Raw genomic sequence first — 19,496 nt, 5'->3', positions numbered from 1 at the left:
GTATTGATTGCTTACATTTGTAGTAAGTCGTAGAATCAGGATTTCCGCCTCCGTAAATGCTACCCGCCTCTACAAAAGTTTCGGGCAAGCGGACGGGCAGGTAGGATTTGAATAATATGGTGGAGTTTTAGAGAAATAATAAGAATGAAAAACAGATGTTTTTATCTGAAAAATAATTTAATTTGGTAATTATGAAAACAGAAGCTTTGAAAATCAATGTAGCACAGCGTATTTTGAGTATTTCCGATAAGGAATTATTGCAAAAAATAAAAAATCTGTTAGACAAAGAAAATGTCTTTTCTTATGATGCGGAAGGTAATCCCATTACCGGGAGTGATTATATTAAAGATTTGGATGCTATCAACAAAGAGATTGATGGGCAGACAGCCAAATTATATACTACCGATGAGGTTTTAAGACGTGTTGCAGATGATAATAAGTTGGCACTCTAAAGCGGTTGAGGATCTCAGCTAGAAGTTGGAAAAAATTAAATTGTTAAGTTCCTGACTCCGATAAAGCTTGAGACATACAGACAAGATTGAAAATAGTTTAAAAGTCTTTTAATAAAATAAAAAAGCAAACTTTAGTAATACATGATATGATAATATTCGTATACCCGCTTAAGCAGTCGGGCAGGTTCGTGGCAGAAATAAGTGCAAAACAAGAAATCAGAAAATGAAACATATCCAAGCAAATATCAAACACCTACGTTCTTTAAAAGAACTCTCGCAAGAGCGTTTTGCAGATGAGTTGGGCTGGTCGCGATCCATCGTAGGGTCTTATGAAGAAGGACGCTCTGAGCCGCCCATTGACCGACTGATTGATCTGTCCAATTACTTTAAAATCCCCATTGATATTTTGGTCAGAAATGATTTGCGCAAAGCCAAGGACACGTCCTTTATTGACATTGGTAGCAAGCGTGTGCTCTTTCCTATAACGGTCAATGAAGACAATGAAGACCTCATTGAGATTATTCCGGCAAAAGCATCGGCAGGGTATTTGTCTGGATATGATGATCCCGAATATATTGAGCAGTTGCAGAAAATCAAATTGCCCTTTCTTCCTACCGGAACCCATCGTGCTTTTCCTATCAAAGGCGATTCCATGTTGCCTGTAAAAGATGGCTCGTTTGTGGTTGCGAAGTTTGTGGAAGATATTCAAGATGTGAAAAATGGACGTACCTATGTTGTATTGACCAAAGATGATGGCCTTGTTTATAAACGTGTCTATAATTTGATAGAGGACAAGAAAGTTTTGTTGTTGAGCAGCGACAATAAAGTGTATCAGCCTTATGAGGTTCCTATTGAGAATGTATTGGAGCTTTGGGAATTCACCTGCTGTATCAACACTCAGGAATACGACGAAAAAGAACTAAAAATGAGCAGTATTATGGCGATGTTCCAAGAGTTGAAAGTGGAATTGGAAGCAGTTCAAAAAATGGCATAATGGCAAAACCCAAAACAACATATACCATTATTGATGTGGAAACCACTGGGCGTGGCAACAAGATTACTGAAATTTCAATTTTCAAACATGATGGTGAAAAAGTTCTAGAAGAGTTCACCTCGCTCGTCAATCCGCAAGCGTTAATTCCAGATTACATTACCGCATTAACGGGAATTGATAATGCGTTGGTTGCCGATGCGCCAACCTTTGCAGAGATTTCAGAAGCCATTCTTTCCATTACGGAAGACAGCATCTTTGTGGCACATAATGTCAATTTTGACTATAACGTGATCCGTAATGAATTTAAAGCCATCGGCGGCGATTTCAGACGGCGGAAATTATGTACGGTGCGCTTATCCCGAACCTTATTCCCAGGATTCCGATCGTATAGTTTGGGGAAATTGTGCAATTCCTTAAATATTACTTTGGTGGATAGACATCGCGCACGAGGTGATGCCGAAGCAACCGTGACGCTTTTCGAAAAATTATTGGGTCATAATAATTCGGATACCGTTTTTGCCGACTTTTTGAAAAAAGGTTCTAAAGAAGCGACGCTGCCTTCACATTTACCAAGTGCGATTTTTGAAGGTATTCCCAATGGCCCAGGTATTTATTATTTCAAAAATAAAAAGGGAAAGATCATTTATGTAGGAAAGGCCATCAATCTTAAAAAACGGGTCTTAGGCCATTTCTACGATAAAAAAGAAAAAGAACTCAACCTTTGTAGGGAAACCGCCCATATCGATTTTGAACTATCAGGGAGCGATCTCGTGGCTCGATTGATGGAAGATGCCGCCATAAAACATCATTTTCCAATATACAACCAAGCGTCCAAACGGGTGCCAAAACCATTTGCGGTATTTAATTATGAAGATCGACAGGGCGTGCAGCACTTGGCATTCAATACGCTGAAAGCTACTCCATATCCGTTACAGATTTTTCACAGCATTCGGGATTGCCGACTTTACTTGGAGCACGTATGCGAGCAATTTGAACTATGCCCAAAATATTGCCATTTGCAAGAAAATGTCTGGACTTGCTCACATTACAAATTGACCACTTGCAAAGGCGTCTGTAGAGAAGAAGAATCGGTGGTGGCTTATAATGAACGCGTAAGTTTGGCAATTGATTATATGGCCAATTCCAATCAGAATATGGTTTTAAAGGAAAAAGGCCGCCATCTGGAAGAAGAAGCTTTTGTGCTGATCAAAAACGGACTGTATCTTGGGTATGGATTTGTTGAGAAATCAGAACAGATTGTAAATACCGAGGATCTGGATTCCTTCCTAATTCCGCAGAAAGAAACGACGGAAGTCCAAGGGATTTTGAGGAAATTGCTGTTGCAGTCTTCAGGTATTGAAACTTTAGAAATTCAATCCCATTAAATATATTAAAAAAGGCATTTTCTAAATTTAAAATGCCTTTTGTCGTGCTATCTCATCATATTTCAATTCGTAACCCGATACCATTTTTGGGTTCTGTAGAAAAATGCCACGTAGCCGCGTACGTTTAACGTGTTGGGTTCCGCTTGGTCAATCCACATTTTGCATTTGTATTCCTTTCCTTTTTCGGGATCAAAAATAGTGCCTCCTTCGCAGGTATTGTCGTCCTTATCTTTAGTCAATTCTTTGGCAATGACTAAACCTTCAATAGGTTGGTTGTAGTCTTTGCCTGTACATTTTACGCACAATTTGCCTTGGTCTTCTGGTATTAACAATTTGATAATCTTTCCGTATAATTTTCCGTTGTCCTTATAAAGTTCAACAATGGATTTTGCCTGACCTGTTTCATCATCAATCGTTTTCCATTGCCCAACAATAGTTTGTGCCTGACTTGCTGAAACACTAAACAGTACAAAACCGAGACCTAATAGATATTTTTTGATCGTTCCCATACCTTTTAATTAATTGTAAACCTGATACCAAAATTAATACCTGTGCCACTGGCATTCACAAATTGTGTGGGAATTTTTCGTGGCTCGTTTTGGTTTGGAACGGTTGTGCTACTTTGGGCAAAATCGTCTGTAAACTCAAATTGCTTTTCGTAAATGGGAAGATCGGACAATTGCTTTCCTGGCACTAACTGCGATTGTCCATTAGAAATGGCTGTGGTAGCATATTCGGTAATTTCAGCCGATTTACTTTTTATGCTCAAATTCTTGATTTCAACTTCGGCAAAAATGCTCAAGTTATCATTAACAGGATAGTTAAGGCCCATGGCTCCAAAATATCCTACACTGAAACTTGCTTTTACTTCACTTTTGGCTTCTACCATAATATCCGTGCCTGGCCCGCCTGCATTAGCTTGTTTGGCCCTGGTTTCAATATTTAACTCTCCGGCAATGGGAACAATCAATCCCATACGTGCATAGGGATTTATTGTTTTAAAATTGGGGGTTAGAACAATTCCAGGTGCCACGTCAAAACCTCTTAAATAAGTATTTTCCTCAGAGACGACCTGCGGACTTCTTAATCGGCCGATTAAGGTTTTATCGCCATGGAAATAGCTAACACCTAATTCGGCACCAATATATGGGTTGAACATATATCCAATAGTGGCATTGGCTTTAACACCGGCACCCACAGTTCCGTTGAGCGCTTTTACATTCACTGAGCCATCGGCATTAACAGTAACATCGGTAGATTGCATAATTCCTGTAAGACCATTTGGATCGGCATTATTGAATTCCGTTTTACCGGATTCAAAACTATAACCTGCGCTGACTCGAAAGTAAAATTTTTGTGAAGTACCTAGGTTGATGTCGTCCTGAGCTTGCACTACATAACTTGTAGAGATGAGTATGCAGATCACTAAAGCTTTGAGTGAAATTTTCATAATTCTCGATTTTGGATTTATAATTTTCTTTTAAATATAATTGGTGAGTTTAATTCAGTTTCTGTAGCATCTCTTAAAAGTACGTAGAAAAAAAAGCTGGATTAGAATAAATCTTGACCCATATAAGTAATTGAAATTCAAAAATGTAAAAATTATTCTAACGAAAGTAAATAATCGAATTGCATTATTTCGTTTCCATTTAGAATGTTTGCCAAAAAAAATAACTACCAGTACCCACCAGTTTGTTTATGTGATAAATTCTTATAAATTTGTTATATGAGAATTGTTGCGGTCAAAGAAAAATCTGGAATTCCCAAGTACAAACAAATCGTTGCTTCTATTGAGGCGGCAATTCTTGACGGTACTCTGAAAAAAGGAGATCGGCTCCCTTCCCTAAACCACATCAAGAATCAAAATTCACTTTCAAGAGATACCGTACTTACGGCGTTCAATGAGTTGAAGACACGTGGTATCATCCATTCCATCGTTGGAAAAGGCTATTATGTCAACAGTGAAGATGTGGAGGTTAATCAAAAGATATTTTTATTATTTGATGAGTTCAATTCCTTTAAAGAGGATTTGTATAATTCATTTCTGTCCAATTTAGGTGAAAACATCCAGGTCGATATTTTCTTTCATCATTTTAATCCTGAGATGTTCAGCAAGCTGATCAATGACAATGTAGGCGATTATACTACCTATGTGATCATGCCGGCCAATCTTAAGGACACATCACAAATCATCGAGAGATTGCCAAAGGAAAAAGTTTATATTTTAGACCAAACAAATCCAGACCTAAAAGAGTACCCGTCCATATTTCAAAATTTTAAGAAAGACATTTATCAAGGCCTTGAAACGGCACTAAGGCAAATAAAAACCTATAAAAAAATGGTTTTGTTATATCCTGCAGCGCGGCAACCTGAAGGAATTTTAAGCGGATTTAAATTATTTTGCGAGCATCACGCCCTAGATTATGACGTAATTGATAACTTTACCAATAGAGAATTGACGCGGGGGGAACTTTACATCGTCTTGGACGATAAAAATTTAATACGTATTATCAAACGTATTAAAGAACAAGGTCTATCCATTGCTAAGGACATTGGACTGATTTCTTATAATGATACCTTATTGAAGGAAATTGTTGAAGGAGGCATCACCACCATCTCCACCGATTTCAATCTCATGGGACAACGATTGGCGCAAATGATTTTAAACAAGGAGTTTGCCCAAGTAGAAAACCCGAACCGTTTAATTATTAGAAAATCGATATAAGCGCTTGTACACACTCACTGAAAAAGCAGAAAATGGATTGCAATTTATAGAAATTGGCAATTCCCAGAACGCCTCAAAAGCTACGCTTTGTCTTAATCAAGGTGGGAGATTGAGTGGGCTGGAATTTGATGGGATTAAGGTGCTTGCCGATTTCCATCCATCTACTTACGGGAAAAGTTACGCATCGTCTATCCTGTTTCCGTTTGCGAATAGAATTAAGGATGGGAAATATACATTTGACGGCACTGACTATATTCTAAACTGCAACGAAATCGATAAAAACAATGCGCTTCATGGGATGGTGTATGATAAAATGTTTGATCTCGTTGACCAAGAACTAACTTCAGATGCGGGAGAGATTACATTACAATTCACTCATAACGGCACAAATAAGGGTTTCCCCTTTCAGTTTCAGATCCAATTGATTTATAAATTGACTCGAGATGAGTTTAGCTTAGCCACAGAAATCATCAATTTGGATACAAAGCCGTTCCCATTTGTTCTTGGATGGCATCCTTATTTTGTGAGTAAAAATCTGGAGGAAAGCCATTTAAATTTTGAAAGTAAGACCCAGTTTTTACATGATGAGCAACAGATCATTTCTGGTACAATCCCTTTTGATATGGACATGCCATATCAACTTAAAGACGTCAAATTAGATGATGGATATATTCTCGAATCCAATAAAGTGGAGTTTTTGACGCCAGAATATCGCTTGGAAATAAGTTCCACCTCAAAGGAGAATTATTTACAGTTATATACGCCGGACACACCAAATGTTATTGCCATTGAGCCGATGACGGGCGCAAATAACAGTTTCAATAATAAGATAGGCCTTCAAATCCTATCTCCAGATAAACATTACCATGTCAAATGGACTATTGCTTTTGAAAACAGAAAGACTAAAATAAAAACTAACCAACTAATCACATAATTATGCAATTTCTAACCTTTGTAGGTTTTACAGCACTTGTCGCCGTAATCTCATATTTAAAAACAAGAAAAACCGACGAGTCCTCTTCAGATGGGTATTTTTTAGGCGGACGTAGTTTAACCGCAGGCGTCGTTGCTGGGTCATTATTGCTTACCAATCTATCTACAGAACAGTTGGTTGGACTCAACGGTTCAGCTTACCAAAGCGGATTATCGGTAATGGTTTGGGAAACATTGGCAGCAGTGGCCATGGTTTTGACTGCTATATTTTTGTTACCAAGATATTTAAAAGGAGGTTTGACCACCGTACCTGGCTTTTTAGCGGAACGTTTTGACGTGACGACCAAAACATTGACCTCGGTGTTGTTTCTTTCTGGTTATGTTGTGGTTTTATTGCCTGTTATTTTATATTCAGGATCGCTTGCCATCAGCGGCATGTTTGATGTGCCCGAATTACTTGGCGTGACGCAAGCACAGTCTATTTGGATTTGTGTTTGGGGGATTGGTATCATCGGTTCTATCTATGCGGTTTTTGGAGGTTTGAAAGCAGTAGCAGTATCAGATTCTATCAATGCCATCGGATTGTTGGCAGGTGGTGTGTTGATTCCAATTTTTGGTTTGATGATGATTGGCGATGGCGATATTTTGGCTGGATTATCAGAAGTAGTCACTGAGAATCCTGATAAATTCAAATCGATGGGAGGACCGACAGACCCGGTACCATTCTACACGATTTTCACAGGAATGATGTTGGTCAATTTATTTTATTGGGGTACGAACCAACAAATTATTCAGAGAGCGCTTGGTGCGAAAAACTTGAAAGAAGGTCAAAAAGGATTGATGTTGGCAGGATTTATCAAAATATTGGGACCAATCATTGTGGTTTTACCAGGATTGATTGCCTATCACATGTTTCAAGGAACTTTAGAAAATGCTGATAGTGCCTACCCGATGTTGGTAAAAAAAGTACTGCCTTCGGCATGGGTCGGTTTTTTTGCAGCAGTAATCTTTGGTGCTATTTTAAGTTCGTTCAATAGCGTGTTGAACAGTTCTGTCACCTTGTTTGGAATTGACGTTTACAAGCAGCACATCAACAAAGACGCTGATGAGAAAACGGTGGTGAAGTATGGTAAAATATTTGGAATAATCTTGGCGATAGCGGCGATGTTTATTGCGCCATTTATTGCCAACGCGGGCAGTTTGTTTGCTTACCTACAAGAAATTAACGGTATTTATAGCATCCCTATCCTTACAATTATTGTGGTTGGATATACCACGAAACGTGTTCCTGCAATTGCGGCCAAAGTGGGATTGGTCTCTGGGTGTGTTTTATACATCATCAGCCAGTTCTTCCTTCAACCTTATTTTATTGGAAATGCTCTTGATAAAGCTGCTGCTTCTGGTATTACGGATGACGCGGCATTAGCGTTAGTGGAAGCTCAAGCGTATCCTCACTTTTTGGATATTATGGCGATTTTATTTGTGATGAACATCGCCATCATGTTGATAATCGGGAAATTAAGACCAAGGAAAGAACCTTATATACAAGAATACACCAAACAAGTGGACATTACCCCATGGAAATATGTTAAACAGGTAGGTGTTATAATTTGCTTACTTGTTGTAAGTATTTATATTTATTTCGCTTAGATATGAAGAAGAATGAACTCATAAATGAAGTCACCATTAGTTTTAAGGACCAATTTAATTCTGTGCCTATAATCGTATTTTCTCCAGGGAGAATCAACCTTATAGGAGAACACACGGATTATAATGAGGGTTTTGTGTTCCCAGCTGCCATAGACAAAGGCATTGCATTGGCCATTCAAAAAAGCGACGCGAACACCAGTAAAGTATTCGCCTTAAATAAAGGTGAACTTTATGAGTTTGCTTTAGATAACATCAAACCTCTAAAAAATGGCGATTGGCGAAACTATATCTTGGGTGTTGTAGCAGAATTACAAGTGCTTGGGAAAACTTTTGGCAATTTCAATGGGGTTTTTTCTGGAAATATTCCCGGTGGCGCAGGGATGTCCTCATCTGCGGCATTGGAAAATAGTTTTGTGTTTGGAATCAATGAGCTTTTTAGTCTCGGCTTGTCTAAAGAAGACATGATTTTGGTGTCCCAAAAAGCAGAACATAATTATGCCGGCGTAAAATGTGGCATAATGGATCAGTACGCGAGTATGTTTGGCATTGAAGACAGTGCGCTGCTTCTCGATTGTAGAACTGTGACCTCCAAACCCTATGAAATCGATTTTAAGGATTATGAGTTAATGCTCATCAACACCAATGTCAAGCATGATTTGGCTGAGACCGCCTATAACGACCGTCGTGAAGTTTGTGAAAAAGTATCCGAGTTACTTGGAATTGTGGCTTTGAGAGATGCTACAAAAACCGATTTAGATACTATCAAACAAGAGATATCCACAGAAGATTATCAAAAAGCGCTCTACGTTATTGAAGAAAACAATCGAGTAAAAAAGTTCGCCGAAGCGATTGAAAAAAATGATTTGGGAACTTTAGGGAATTTGCTTTTCCAATCTCATGATGGTTTGAGCATTCAATACAAAGTGAGTTGTACTGAACTCGATTTTTTGGTAACCAAAGCACAGGGGAGTTCTGATGTTATTGGCGCGCGAATGATGGGAGGTGGCTTTGGTGGCTGTACCATCAACTTGGTTCGAAAGAGTGGAATGGAGACGTTCAAAAATCAAGTTTCAGAGCAATTTAAAGAGGAATTCGGAAGGGAATGTTCTTTTTATGAGGTGAAACTTTCGCAGGGGACGCATTTGGTTTAGTGAAACGAGAACAAAGTAAAAAGAATCAAGAACCAAGATTCAATACTCAAGACTCAAAACTCTGCTCTTCCGATAAACTGGGCGTCACATCCAAAAATCATTATTCGTTGAGATCTATTTGAATTAGAGAAGGACGATTGAGAAATACTAATCATACAACATAATACCATGGACAATAATTTGCAAGACTATTCACATAAGCGCTATAACATCCTTACGGGCGAATGGGTGTTGGTATCGCCGCACAGAGCCAAACGACCATGGCAGGGTCAGAACGAAGCTGTTGCCAATGAGGAACGCCCTACGCATGATCCAAGTTGCTATTTATGCGCTGGTAACACTCGCATTAATGGCGAGCAAAACCCAGATTATAAGGATGTCTTTATTTTTACCAATGATTTTGCCGCACTACAGACCACATCACCCGAGTTTTCTGTCAACGACGGTTTATTTATTGCGGAAAGTGAGCAGGGGATTTGCAAAGTCGTTTGTTTTAGTCCGGACCACTCCAAGAGTTTGGCAGATATGGAAGTGGAGGACATCAACAAGGTTGTAAAAGCATGGCAAAAAGAATACCTTTTGTTGGGGTCAAATCAGCTTATTAATTATGTGCAGATCTTTGAAAACAAAGGTGCGGTGATGGGATGCAGCAATCCGCATCCACATGGTCAAATTTGGAGTCAATCCACACTTCCGAATGAAGTAGAGAAGAAAAATCAGCATCAAAAAGCCTATTACGACAAGAATAAAAGCAGTCTCTTGGGAGATTATTTAAAGCAGGAACTTGAAGTAGATGAGCGTATCATTTATCAAAATGATGAGTTTGTGGTACTTACCCCATTCTGGGCCGTTTGGCCTTTTGAAACCATGATTGCACCTAAAAAGAATTATAAAGACATTTCAGAACTCTCCGAAAGTGAAAGTTTGGCTTTTGCAGAGGCTATTTCAAAAATTACAAAAGCTTATGATGCTTTGTTTGAGGTTTCATTTCCTTATTCGAGTGGCATCCATCAAGCGCCAACCAACGGAGATTCCAATGCGCATTGGCACTGGCATATGAGTTTTTATCCGCCATTATTGCGAAGCGCCACGGTAAAGAAATTTATGGTTGGCTATGAGATGTTTGGGTCTCCACAACGCGATATCACTGCAGAGCAAGCTGTGGATAGGCTGAAAGCATTAATCGTATAGATTTTTTTTTGTATGGCCTAAATGAAATTGTCTTGGAACCTGTCGAATGCTTTATAAAATTGAAGGAATTAATCTTTAACTTCTTGATTTCATTAAATTATAGATGCGTTTAGAAAGTTCTTTCATCTGAGGCAAAACGAGCTCTTCCTTTATCGGTAAAAAGCAGGCAATGATATAAGATGTTTCTCCATCATCCACAATTCCTACATCATTGGTCCAATAGGACCACCAGCCGGTTTTGTGGTAAAACATAGCATTATCAGGAAGTCCTGCGGCGAGTTTACTTTTGTCTAATTGCCGACCCAATAAAACTTTCATTTGCATACTTACCCAAGGATTTACCAATTGATTGGTTTGAACTTTGTACATAAAGTCCGCGGCATGCAATGCACAGGTCATCGTCCCTTCAGCTTTTACATATTCGGGATCTTCAAATTTTCTGCTCAAAAACTTTCTAGTCACCTCGCTTCCCTGCCAATTATAATGATGCATCAGGGTATTGATTTTTGGACGTTGCGCCAAATCAATCAAGCAATTGGACGCTGTGTTATCACTGCGGGTAATCATCAGGTCCAAAAGGTAGTTGACCGTTACGCTATCGCCCTCTTTCAGAAGAGCTCTGGGATCGTTCTGAATTTCCTTGTTCTTGTCCACATCGTTAGGAGATTGTACCACATAAGGATCATCGAGATGTAGGTTCTCAGATGTGATTTGGTGCAAGATTTCTGCTCCAACATATATTTTGTAAACTGAAGCAGGGTAAATAAAGTTGTCATAATTGACCCCGCCCAACTTTGGTTTCTCTCCATTCAGATCAATGACTGCTAAGGAGATTTGTTCCGTGCCATCTTCGCCAACGTTAAAATCTTTATCTAATCCTAGGTCTTTCACAATGTCCATCAGTTTTTCTGAAAGCCCAGGGTCTGATTCATAATAGTTAGGAACGGTTGCCTCTTGTGCGAATAAGTTTCCACAGATGGTAAATATCATTAATAAAGATAATCTAATTCTCATAACTGCAGCTTTCAAAAATGAATGATTTGATAATCAATATCTCAGTCCAGTCACCAAATCCGCAAATCCGGAAGCAGGCTTCCAATCTGATTCTGGTTCAAAATACTGCCATAGATAGGCCGAAATAGCTCTTTGTAATTGCCAAGCCTTATTATCAAAATCCCAGGATTCATCGGCATTGTTTTTAGTAGCGATATAAAACACATAATCGCCACTTGGCGCATTGACCATGACCAATTCAGATCGTGACTTATTGACCATGCCCTGTTTGGCAGCGGTTTGAACGTAAGGTGGAATTTGCGATAGCGAATAGTCCGTATAATAAGAATTGGACATAATGCGGTACATTTCATCGCTCGACGCGGCATCAACCAACGTCCTATTTCTCATTTTAACTAGTAAAGAAGCCATTTCACGCGGTGTGGTCTGTCCCCAGCCATAGGTTTCCCAATCTTTTGTTCGACCTTCTGTCCGGCTGTTTACTCTGGTGTGCGCCAAGCCTAAATCGGCCATAGTTTTATTGATTTCCATGCCTCCGCCCACAAGTTCCTGACACCACAAAGATGTTGTGTTGTCGCTTACGGTGATCATCAGTGACGCTAAGGTGCGAAGATCGGTTACGGTACTGTCCTTATAAAACTGCATCAACCCTGAACCGCCATATTTTCTTTTGGCATCATAAACCAAGGTGTCCTTCAGATGCAATTTTCCTGCTTTGATCTGGTTGAATACTTCAATCAAAATAGGCACTTTTACCACACTGGCCGTCGGGAAAATGGTATCGGCATTGACCCCGGCTTCTTGATTTGTTTTTAGATTATAAACGTAAATACCTACATCACCTTCAAAATCCTTTACAAGATTTTGAAGTCCTTTTTCAAGGTTCTTATCGGTTTGCTGAGCATTCAAAAAGTTATTGAATGACAAAATGAGAATTAGGGTAAAGAATACTACTGATTTCATGAGCATTTAGTTAAAAACGGAATTAATTTACAAAATTTTATTCGGACTCCTTCGCTTTGATGAATTTTGGGTTGATATACAGTTTTCCATCTTTTAATTTCTGCCAATAAATTTTCATGTCGGCACTTATTTCAGGAGCCATGATATACAATCCTATAATATTAGGAAAGGACATGGCGAGGATCATCATATCGGCGAAACTTAAAACAGCTCCTAAACTAACTGACGCTCCCAATACCACAAAAACGAGATACAAAACTTTATAAACCAATTCTAATTTTTTACTTCTTCCAAAGAGGTAGCTCCAAGATCGCATACCGTAATAGGACCAGGAGACCATGGTAGAAAATGCAAATAAAAACACCGCCACGGCCAGTACTGCAGGAAACCAAGAAATAACGGATCCAAAAGCATCAGCAGTAAGTTCCACGCCACCCATACCTGTACTTGTTTCATGTTTACCAGTAAAAATCAACACCAATGCGGTCATGGTGCACACCAGCATCGTGTCAATCAACGGTTCAATCAAGGAGGTAAAACCATCGGCAACGGGATGATTGGTCTTGGAAGCACTATGGGCAATGGCGGCAGAACCTACGCCTGCTTCACTGGAAAATGCCGCACGTTGTAAACCTATGATAAGCACTCCAATAAAGCCACCTTTCATAGCTTGGGCAGAAAACGCACCATCGAAAATGGCTACAAATGCACCACCCAGAAATTCGATATGATAGCCAATCACCACTAAACAACCAATTACATACAAAACGGCCATCACAGGAACTACTTTTGCCGTCACTTTCGCAATAGTTTTGATGCCGCCAATAATCACGGCACCAACCAACAGTGCAAAGCCAATTCCGAACCAAAATCCCTGTCCTTGTAAAACTGGGATCTGTTCTGATACTATTTTAAAAGCTTGATTTGACTGCAACATATTCCCACCACCAAATGAGGTACCAACCCCAAGAACGGCAAAAAGTATCGCCAAGAACTTCCCTAAACGTTTGAGGTTTTGCTTTTCAAGACCATAGCGCAAATAGTTCATAGGGCCGCCAAATATGCGTCCTTCCTCATCAATAAAGCGATACTTGACGCCTAAGGTACATTCGGCGAATTTCAAGGACATTCCGAAAAAGCCTGCCAAAAACATCCAGAATGTTGCGCCCGCACCACCTAAAGAAATGGCTACGGCAACGCCAGCAATATTCCCTAATCCCACTGTTGCGGACACAGCGGTGGCCATCGCTTGAAAATGCGTTATCGTACCGGGAGCATCCGGATCGTCATATTTTCCTCTTGCTAAATCTAAAGAATGCCTGAAACCACGAATATTCACAAACTTTAAACGCAGCGTAAAGAAAATACTGCCTAAAATAAGCCAGACCACGATAAAAGGAATGGTGCTGGTTTTTACATCCCCATTAGGATGCAAAAGAGGTTGTGGTGTTTGAAAGTTGATAGTTGCCAAGAGAGGTACATTATAAGAACCTTCATCCGGTGTTCTGGAAATTGAGGCTCCTTCTTCTATAACGTGTTCAAGAATGCCCGCAGCAGGTGCATAAATAGCTAATTCTTCGTTGTGATGGTTTACCAATAAGGCGATTTTTTCGCCTGATTGAACTTGGCTTCCGTCTGCAACCAACCATTTTTTTAATTGGTATGCCGCATTGTTTTTACTGGCTTCTAACGGCAGCTTAATGTTCCTATGAGACGTATAAACCACAGGGTCATATATGCCGAGGGTAGCAAAAGCATCCCAGAAAAGCACGGCGCCCAGGACATCTACGGCCGGTTGGACGCCACTATTGAAAATTTCTGTAATTGATTTTGCAGGGATGGTAAATTGTTTTGTAACTGTTTGTCCATTGGCATCTGTAATGGTTACAGAGTGCTCCATGCCCTCAATTAACCCAACGGACTCTGAAGCGTCCAACGGCGTATCTACATTGCTCCATTTGTATTGATAGGGCGCAGATCCCCCATGCACCGATACTTTTGCAATGCCGTTATTAATTTCTGAAGAAGGGTTGAGCAGTTCTAACTGTACGGTCATAACCTCCTGAGATGAAACCTGAGCTGCTAAACTTGTGAAACTTAGAAATACGAGCGTGAGAAACGTGAAAGCCTTGGATTTTATCATCAAAATTATTAAGAGTTATCGGTTTTTAAATTGAAAAACACAATTTAGTGATAAGTCAAAGTCCTCCCAAGATATTTGAGTTCTTTTTTTGAGAGTGCGCAATACAAGGATTGAAAATGTGGTTTTCTAGGCGGAATTATTATAAGACTTGTTCGACATTTTTTTTCTTCTCTTTTCTAAATCTAATGTAGGAATAGACTACCGGAACTAGGGCGAGGATGGTGGTGGTGATAAGAAATAAAGTAAAATTCTGCTTATGGTCTAACATCAAGCTCGATAGAACCACAATAATTCCTCCTATGAACCACATCTTTCCGCCTAATCTATGAGTGTCTTTCCACACGGTTTCATTTTCCAGCGTCCATGGCGTTCTGATGCCTATAAAGTAATTTGGCTTTATTGTTTTAAAATAATTTCCGAGAATAATATATAATACCCCAATTAACAATATCATATAATTGGGATTATCAAACGATTGGTTCTTGGCTGAATAAAGTATGAACAACGCAAGTACAGACATTAAAACGACCATTAAAGTTTTGATAGTTTGAAGTTTGTTTCCCATTTGATGGAGTTTGTTTTTAGGGTCAATTCTCGGGACGATCAAAAAAATGACATATACCAATAAGGGAAGCAGAATGGGAATAAGTAAGAGTTCTATTTTCTCGCCATACCGGTCTATTTCACCTAAACTATTCCAATGTACAGGAACCTTTTCAGGCAACTGATTCCAGATATAAGCTAAATAAATAAAAGGCAGTAAAACAATGGCAATGATTGGCAATTCTTTTTTCAGTTTCATAGTTCAGTTTTTTAGAGTGAGAATCCAGTTTATCAAATCTTCTAAGATGCTGGTGTTTAAAGAGTATTCCACAAACTGACCTTTTTTCTCGCTGGTGATCAAATCGGCGCGTTTTAGAATATCAAGATGATGGGAGATACTGGGTTTTGAAATATTGAATTGGTCTGCAATTTCTCCTGCATTCATATCTCGTTCCTTTAATAATTCTACAATTTGCCTTCTGGTTTCATCATTAAGAGCTTTAAACAAGGAATTCATTTTCATTTAGGTATTTAGACAAATATCTAAATATTATTTTATATGTCAACGTGTTTTGGTTTTTAATTGCATATAAATTATCAGAAAGTCACGTCTTATTTCAAAAAACCATGAGGTAGGAGATCCATTGAAAATATTATTCCACGATGACTTTTACCTGAGTTTTACCTTCTTCGTTTGGGATTTCAGAAACTAAAAACACCGATTTATCCTTTTTAAATTCCGAAAACTCAAAGTTCTCAAGTCCAGTATAGGTGTACCCTTGCGCAAGTAGTTTATCCTTAATTTCTTCAACTTTATAATTTTTTGCAAGCGAAATATCTAAAGCATTGGAGTCGTCATTTGATGAAATAACCGTGATGACAATAGTATTATCCAAATCATGTTTATAAGTTCTTCTATATTTATTTTGGAGTTCTTCCTTTTGATTTTTGATTTTCTCATAGCCATAATAGTCAATCATATACGTGTCTATTGAAGCAAAAGATTTGGTCGTCAAATTTTCCAATAAGGTGATATCTAGATTTTGCGAAAGCGCCGTAGTCGCTATTGAAAGACATAATACTAAGGAGAGGATATTTTTCATAAGGAGGGATTGTTAATGTACTATAGTGTTCGTTCTTAAAAAACTAATGGACTAAGCCAGGATGTTTGAACGTGTAAATTAAGGATAATTGAGGAAATTTAGTTGCGTACGGCAGGTTTTAACTTTTACGATTCTAGATGACATAAGCTTAAATAAACTTATGACACTAAGACATAGGACATATCATGACTTCTACTGCTCAATTTTTTAGTGAAATAGTGTTAAACTTAGATTCCGAAATCAGGTTCATGTGCCGTCTCAGATTTTCGATTTAGGAAATTTCAGAAAGAATTTGGGATAGATCTAGAGACCTTCATCCTTAAGTTGGGATTTAATGACAATTGTCACAGTCATGCGCATCACCAAAAGCTCTTTTCTTTTTTGATTTTTTCCAAAAGAATTTCTTGACCAAGAAACTTAGCGCAAGTCCCAAGGCTAAAAAAGCCAATATGTTTTGAATGGTATCGTTCATTTTTTTAATCTTCGATTTTCAGTTTTCACTCTCAGGTATCGAACTAACTATTCTCAAATCATGTGTTTTCAAGTAAACCATCGAGTTGTACTTTTTCCTTTGAGAAACTTCGTGTCCCCTATGAGGAACTTAGCTACATAACTTTTTAAAGGTTGACATCAACAGCATTTAAGCATTTGTTATTTAAGAATCCCTAACCTTCCCGTCACCCGTCTTCGGTCACCTGTCTTATAACTACTTCAAAACCTGAAACGCAATCAATGCTATAATATACGCAAAAGCACTCATAATTACAAGCTGTAATATGGGCCATTTCCAGGAATTTGTTTCACGTTGCACAATGGCCAAGGTGCTCATGCACTGCATCGCGAAGGCGTAAAATAAGAGCAAAGAAATTCCTGATGCGAAGGTAAACAACGGTCCTCCCAAAATTGGATTCACCTCTCCGGCCATCCTGTTCTTAATGGTTTCTTCGTCATCACTTCCTACACTATAGATGGTGGCCAAGGTACCTACAAACACTTCACGAGCCGCAAAAGAGCTGACCAAGGCGATTCCAATTTTCCAGTCATAACCCAGAGGTCTGATAGCAGGTTCAATAGCACGCCCTGTAATGCCAAGAAAAGAATGTTCTAATTTTTGTGAAGCCACATGTTCATGAAATTCTTCGATGCTGAGCTTCTGATCGGTGAATTCAGTGGTGACAATGTCTTCAGCGTTATTGAACTCATCTCCCGGTCCATAAGAGGCCAAAAACCAGAGAATGATAGAAATTGCCAAAATTATTTTTCCCGCACCAAAAACAAAGGCTTTGGTTTTTTCAATCACCGTCAAGACCACATTTTTGAGCAATGGCAACTTATAGTTTGGCATCTCCACCACAAAAAAAGTTTTACTCTTAATTTTAAGGATTTTATTCAAGATCATGGCCGAACCCAAAGCAGCGCCAAATCCGATAAGGTATAACAACATTAAGGTCATGGCTTGATACCCTAAACCAAAAAAACGCTTATCGGGAATGACCAAAGAGATGATAATCAAATAGACCGGTAATCTTGCGGAACAGGTCGTAAATGGTGTCACTAAAATAGTGATCAACCGTTCTTTCCAGTTCTCAATGTTTCTAGTGGCCATAATCGCAGGAATCGCGCATGCTGTCCCAGAAATTAAGGGCACAACACTTTTTCCACTCAGACCAAAACGGCGCATGCCGCGATCCATTAAAAACACCACGCGACTCATATAGCCGCTTTCCTCAAGCACAGAAATAAATAAAAACAGGAAGGCAATCTGCGGGATAAAAATCACAATTCCGCCCAATCCTGGAATAATGCCCTCGGATAATAAATTAGTGAACGTGCCTTCAGGAAGTGCATTTTTTGTCCATTCGCTCAAGGATGCAAAAGTGGAATCAATAAAGTCCATTGGAATGCTGGACCAGTCATAAATCGCTTGGAAAATTAGCAATAGAATGAGAAAGAAAATCACATAGCCCCAAACTTTGTGAGTTAAAATGAGGTCTAGTTTTATACGCAGATCTTTAGCGGTCGTTAAATCGATGGTCTGCCCTTGCTTAAGCGTATCGTTGATAAACTGATAGCGTTTAATGGTTTCCTTTTGCTGTAAACGTTTTAAATCGGCTTTGGATTTGGTTTTAAAATCGGCAACCGCCTCAATTTCATTTCTATCGGTTTTACCAAAATTGACATCTTGGGTAATGACCAACCAAAGTTTATATAAGGACTGATTAGGAAAAGCTCTCTGCAAACTGTCAAAATAGTCCTGGTCAATTGCCGAAGCATTCATACAGGGTGCTGTTGAAAGTTCTTTATAATTGGTAATCAAGTCCTTTAATTCATCAATCCCATAGTTTTTTCTGGTACTTACCAGTGCAATCTTGGTATTGAGCTGTTCTTCTAAATGCGGAATATCTAAAGTAATACCCTTGTAACGCATTCTATCCGCCATGTTGATTGCCAGAATACAGGGGATTTCCAAGTCTTTAATTTGTGTGAAAAGCAGTAAATTTCGTTTGAGATTTTCCACATCGCTCACCACTACCGCAACGTCAGGAAAGTCTTTGTCATTTTTATTTAGAAGCAATTCGATAACGACGTTCTCATCTAAGGAAGAAGCATTCAAGCTATAGGTTCCTGGCAAATCGATGATATGCGCCTTCACGCCACGAGGCAACCTGCAAATGCCTTCTTTTTTTTCAACCGTAATCCCTGGGTAATTCCCCACCTTTTGGTTCAATCCGGTAAGGGCATTAAAAACTGAGGTTTTACCTGTATTTGGATTTCCTATTAATGCAACATTGATCTGCTTACTCATTAGAGGATATCTATTAAAATATGAAGTGCAGTCTCTTTCCTTATGGCCAAATGAGTACCATTGATGTTGAGATACATGGGATCAGAAAAGTAAGCCACCTGTACAAGCTCTACAAAATTGCCAGGTAAGCAGCCCATTTCTAAAAGTTTTAATGGGATGTAAATCGATGAAACATCAGTAATGATACCGCGTTGCCCTTTTTTTAGATGTGCGACTGTTGCTTGCAAGCTTATTTAGATTGATTTTAAAGAAGCAAAAGTAATGGAAAAAATTTATTCTTCAATAATTAGGTGGCTTAAAGTTTAAAGTTATCGGTGGGTAGTGGGTCGTTTTGCGAAAATCTGCGGAATCTGCATGAGCTAATAAAGAAGTCAAAGGCGTTTAGAATTCAGTAAACGTAAAGCAAAATGAACTCCTTAAGACTCTGATTTTACGGCTTTTTA

General features: G+C 38.9%; 19 protein-coding genes. 8 read left to right on the top strand and 11 right to left on the bottom strand.

Annotated features, from left to right (window positions below):
* The first annotated feature begins 191 nt into the window (after positions 1–191).
* From ESZ48_RS02670 to ESZ48_RS02660, 3 genes are all read left to right on the top strand, one after another.
* On the top strand, positions 192–452 hold the full coding sequence (locus ESZ48_RS02670) for a hypothetical protein (RefSeq protein WP_129015750.1): 261 nt from the start codon (positions 192–194) through the stop codon (positions 450–452).
* A 223-nt stretch (positions 453–675) separates the two neighbouring features.
* Positions 676–1,446, top strand: a complete 771-nt coding sequence (locus ESZ48_RS02665; protein WP_129015749.1) for an XRE family transcriptional regulator — start codon at positions 676–678, stop codon at positions 1,444–1,446.
* A complete protein-coding gene (locus ESZ48_RS02660; protein WP_129015748.1) occupies positions 1,446–2,831 on the top strand; it encodes an exonuclease domain-containing protein in 1,386 nt (461 codons plus the stop codon). The genes ESZ48_RS02665 and ESZ48_RS02660 overlap by 1 nt, the downstream gene beginning before the upstream one ends.
* 62 nt (positions 2,832–2,893) lie before the next feature.
* Here ESZ48_RS02660 and ESZ48_RS02655 read toward each other — a convergent pair whose 3' ends face one another.
* Together ESZ48_RS02655 and ESZ48_RS02650 are read right to left on the bottom strand one after the other, a co-directional pair.
* Positions 2,894–3,340, bottom strand: coding sequence for a DUF2147 domain-containing protein (locus ESZ48_RS02655; protein ID WP_129015747.1), 447 nt, complete (start codon positions 3,338–3,340; stop codon positions 2,894–2,896).
* A gap of 5 nt (positions 3,341–3,345) precedes the next feature.
* Positions 3,346–4,281, bottom strand: coding sequence for an outer membrane beta-barrel protein (locus ESZ48_RS02650; RefSeq protein WP_129015746.1), 936 nt, complete (start codon positions 4,279–4,281; stop codon positions 3,346–3,348).
* 276 nt (positions 4,282–4,557) lie between these two features.
* On the opposite strand from ESZ48_RS02650, the gene ESZ48_RS02645 reads away from it, so the two are divergent.
* The 5 genes from ESZ48_RS02645 (at position 4,558) to ESZ48_RS02625 (ending at position 10,481) form a co-directional block, all read left to right on the top strand.
* Positions 4,558–5,556 (top strand): GntR family transcriptional regulator, encoded by a 999-nt coding sequence (locus tag ESZ48_RS02645; protein WP_129015745.1) that lies wholly within the window; start codon positions 4,558–4,560, stop codon positions 5,554–5,556.
* Positions 5,557–5,560: 4 nt separating this feature from the next.
* Positions 5,561–6,490, top strand: coding sequence for an aldose 1-epimerase (locus tag ESZ48_RS02640; RefSeq protein WP_129015744.1), 930 nt, complete (start codon positions 5,561–5,563; stop codon positions 6,488–6,490).
* A gap of 2 nt (positions 6,491–6,492) precedes the next feature.
* Positions 6,493–8,139 (top strand): solute:sodium symporter family transporter, encoded by a 1,647-nt coding sequence (locus ESZ48_RS02635; RefSeq protein ID WP_129015743.1) that lies wholly within the window; start codon positions 6,493–6,495, stop codon positions 8,137–8,139.
* Between the two features lie 2 nt (positions 8,140–8,141).
* Positions 8,142–9,290, top strand: a complete 1,149-nt coding sequence (gene galK, locus ESZ48_RS02630) for a galactokinase (RefSeq protein WP_129015742.1) — start codon at positions 8,142–8,144, stop codon at positions 9,288–9,290.
* Between the two features lie 168 nt (positions 9,291–9,458).
* On the top strand, positions 9,459–10,481 hold the full coding sequence (locus tag ESZ48_RS02625) for a UDP-glucose--hexose-1-phosphate uridylyltransferase (RefSeq protein WP_129015741.1): 1,023 nt from the start codon (positions 9,459–9,461) through the stop codon (positions 10,479–10,481).
* A gap of 75 nt (positions 10,482–10,556) precedes the next feature.
* Here the strand turns inward: ESZ48_RS02625 and ESZ48_RS02620 are convergent, their stop codons facing one another.
* The 9 genes from ESZ48_RS02620 to ESZ48_RS02580 all read right to left on the bottom strand — a co-directional run bounded on the left by ESZ48_RS02620 (position 10,557) and on the right by ESZ48_RS02580 (position 19,280).
* On the bottom strand, positions 10,557–11,495 hold the full coding sequence (locus ESZ48_RS02620; protein ID WP_129015740.1) for a serine hydrolase: 939 nt from the start codon (positions 11,493–11,495) through the stop codon (positions 10,557–10,559).
* Between the two features lie 33 nt (positions 11,496–11,528).
* Positions 11,529–12,458 carry a serine hydrolase gene (locus ESZ48_RS02615; protein WP_129015739.1) on the bottom strand — a complete coding sequence of 310 codons (930 nt, stop codon included), beginning with the start codon at positions 12,456–12,458 and terminating at the stop codon, positions 11,529–11,531.
* Between the two features lie 37 nt (positions 12,459–12,495).
* The gene (locus tag ESZ48_RS02610) at positions 12,496–14,601 is read right to left on the bottom strand and encodes an amino acid carrier protein (RefSeq protein ID WP_129015738.1); all 2,106 of its coding nucleotides are present in this window, start codon (positions 14,599–14,601) and stop codon (positions 12,496–12,498) included.
* Positions 14,602–14,740: 139 nt separating this feature from the next.
* The gene (locus ESZ48_RS02605) at positions 14,741–15,403 is read right to left on the bottom strand and encodes an SdpI family protein (RefSeq protein ID WP_129015737.1); all 663 of its coding nucleotides are present in this window, start codon (positions 15,401–15,403) and stop codon (positions 14,741–14,743) included.
* Between the two features lie 3 nt (positions 15,404–15,406).
* Positions 15,407–15,661: an autorepressor SdpR family transcription factor gene (locus ESZ48_RS02600; protein WP_129016054.1), complete on the bottom strand. Its 255-nt coding sequence runs from the start codon at positions 15,659–15,661 to the stop codon at positions 15,407–15,409.
* A gap of 136 nt (positions 15,662–15,797) precedes the next feature.
* Positions 15,798–16,247, bottom strand: coding sequence for a hypothetical protein (locus ESZ48_RS02595; RefSeq protein WP_129015736.1), 450 nt, complete (start codon positions 16,245–16,247; stop codon positions 15,798–15,800).
* Positions 16,248–16,578: 331 nt separating this feature from the next.
* Positions 16,579–16,719: a FeoB-associated Cys-rich membrane protein gene (locus tag ESZ48_RS02590; protein ID WP_129015735.1), complete on the bottom strand. Its 141-nt coding sequence runs from the start codon at positions 16,717–16,719 to the stop codon at positions 16,579–16,581.
* 234 nt (positions 16,720–16,953) lie between these two features.
* Positions 16,954–19,053, bottom strand: coding sequence for a ferrous iron transport protein B (gene feoB, locus ESZ48_RS02585; protein ID WP_129015734.1), 2,100 nt, complete (start codon positions 19,051–19,053; stop codon positions 16,954–16,956).
* Positions 19,053–19,280 carry a FeoA family protein gene (locus ESZ48_RS02580; protein ID WP_129015733.1) on the bottom strand — a complete coding sequence of 76 codons (228 nt, stop codon included), beginning with the start codon at positions 19,278–19,280 and terminating at the stop codon, positions 19,053–19,055. The genes feoB and ESZ48_RS02580 overlap by 1 nt, the downstream gene beginning before the upstream one ends.
* Between the last annotated feature and the right edge of the window lie 216 nt (positions 19,281–19,496).

This window comes from Gelidibacter gilvus, from assembly GCF_004115975.1.
Taxonomy (GTDB): Bacteria; Bacteroidota; Bacteroidia; order Flavobacteriales; family Flavobacteriaceae; genus Gelidibacter; species Gelidibacter gilvus.
Note: the sequence above shows the minus strand (reverse complement) of the source record. Positions and strands in the feature narration are given on the sequence as shown.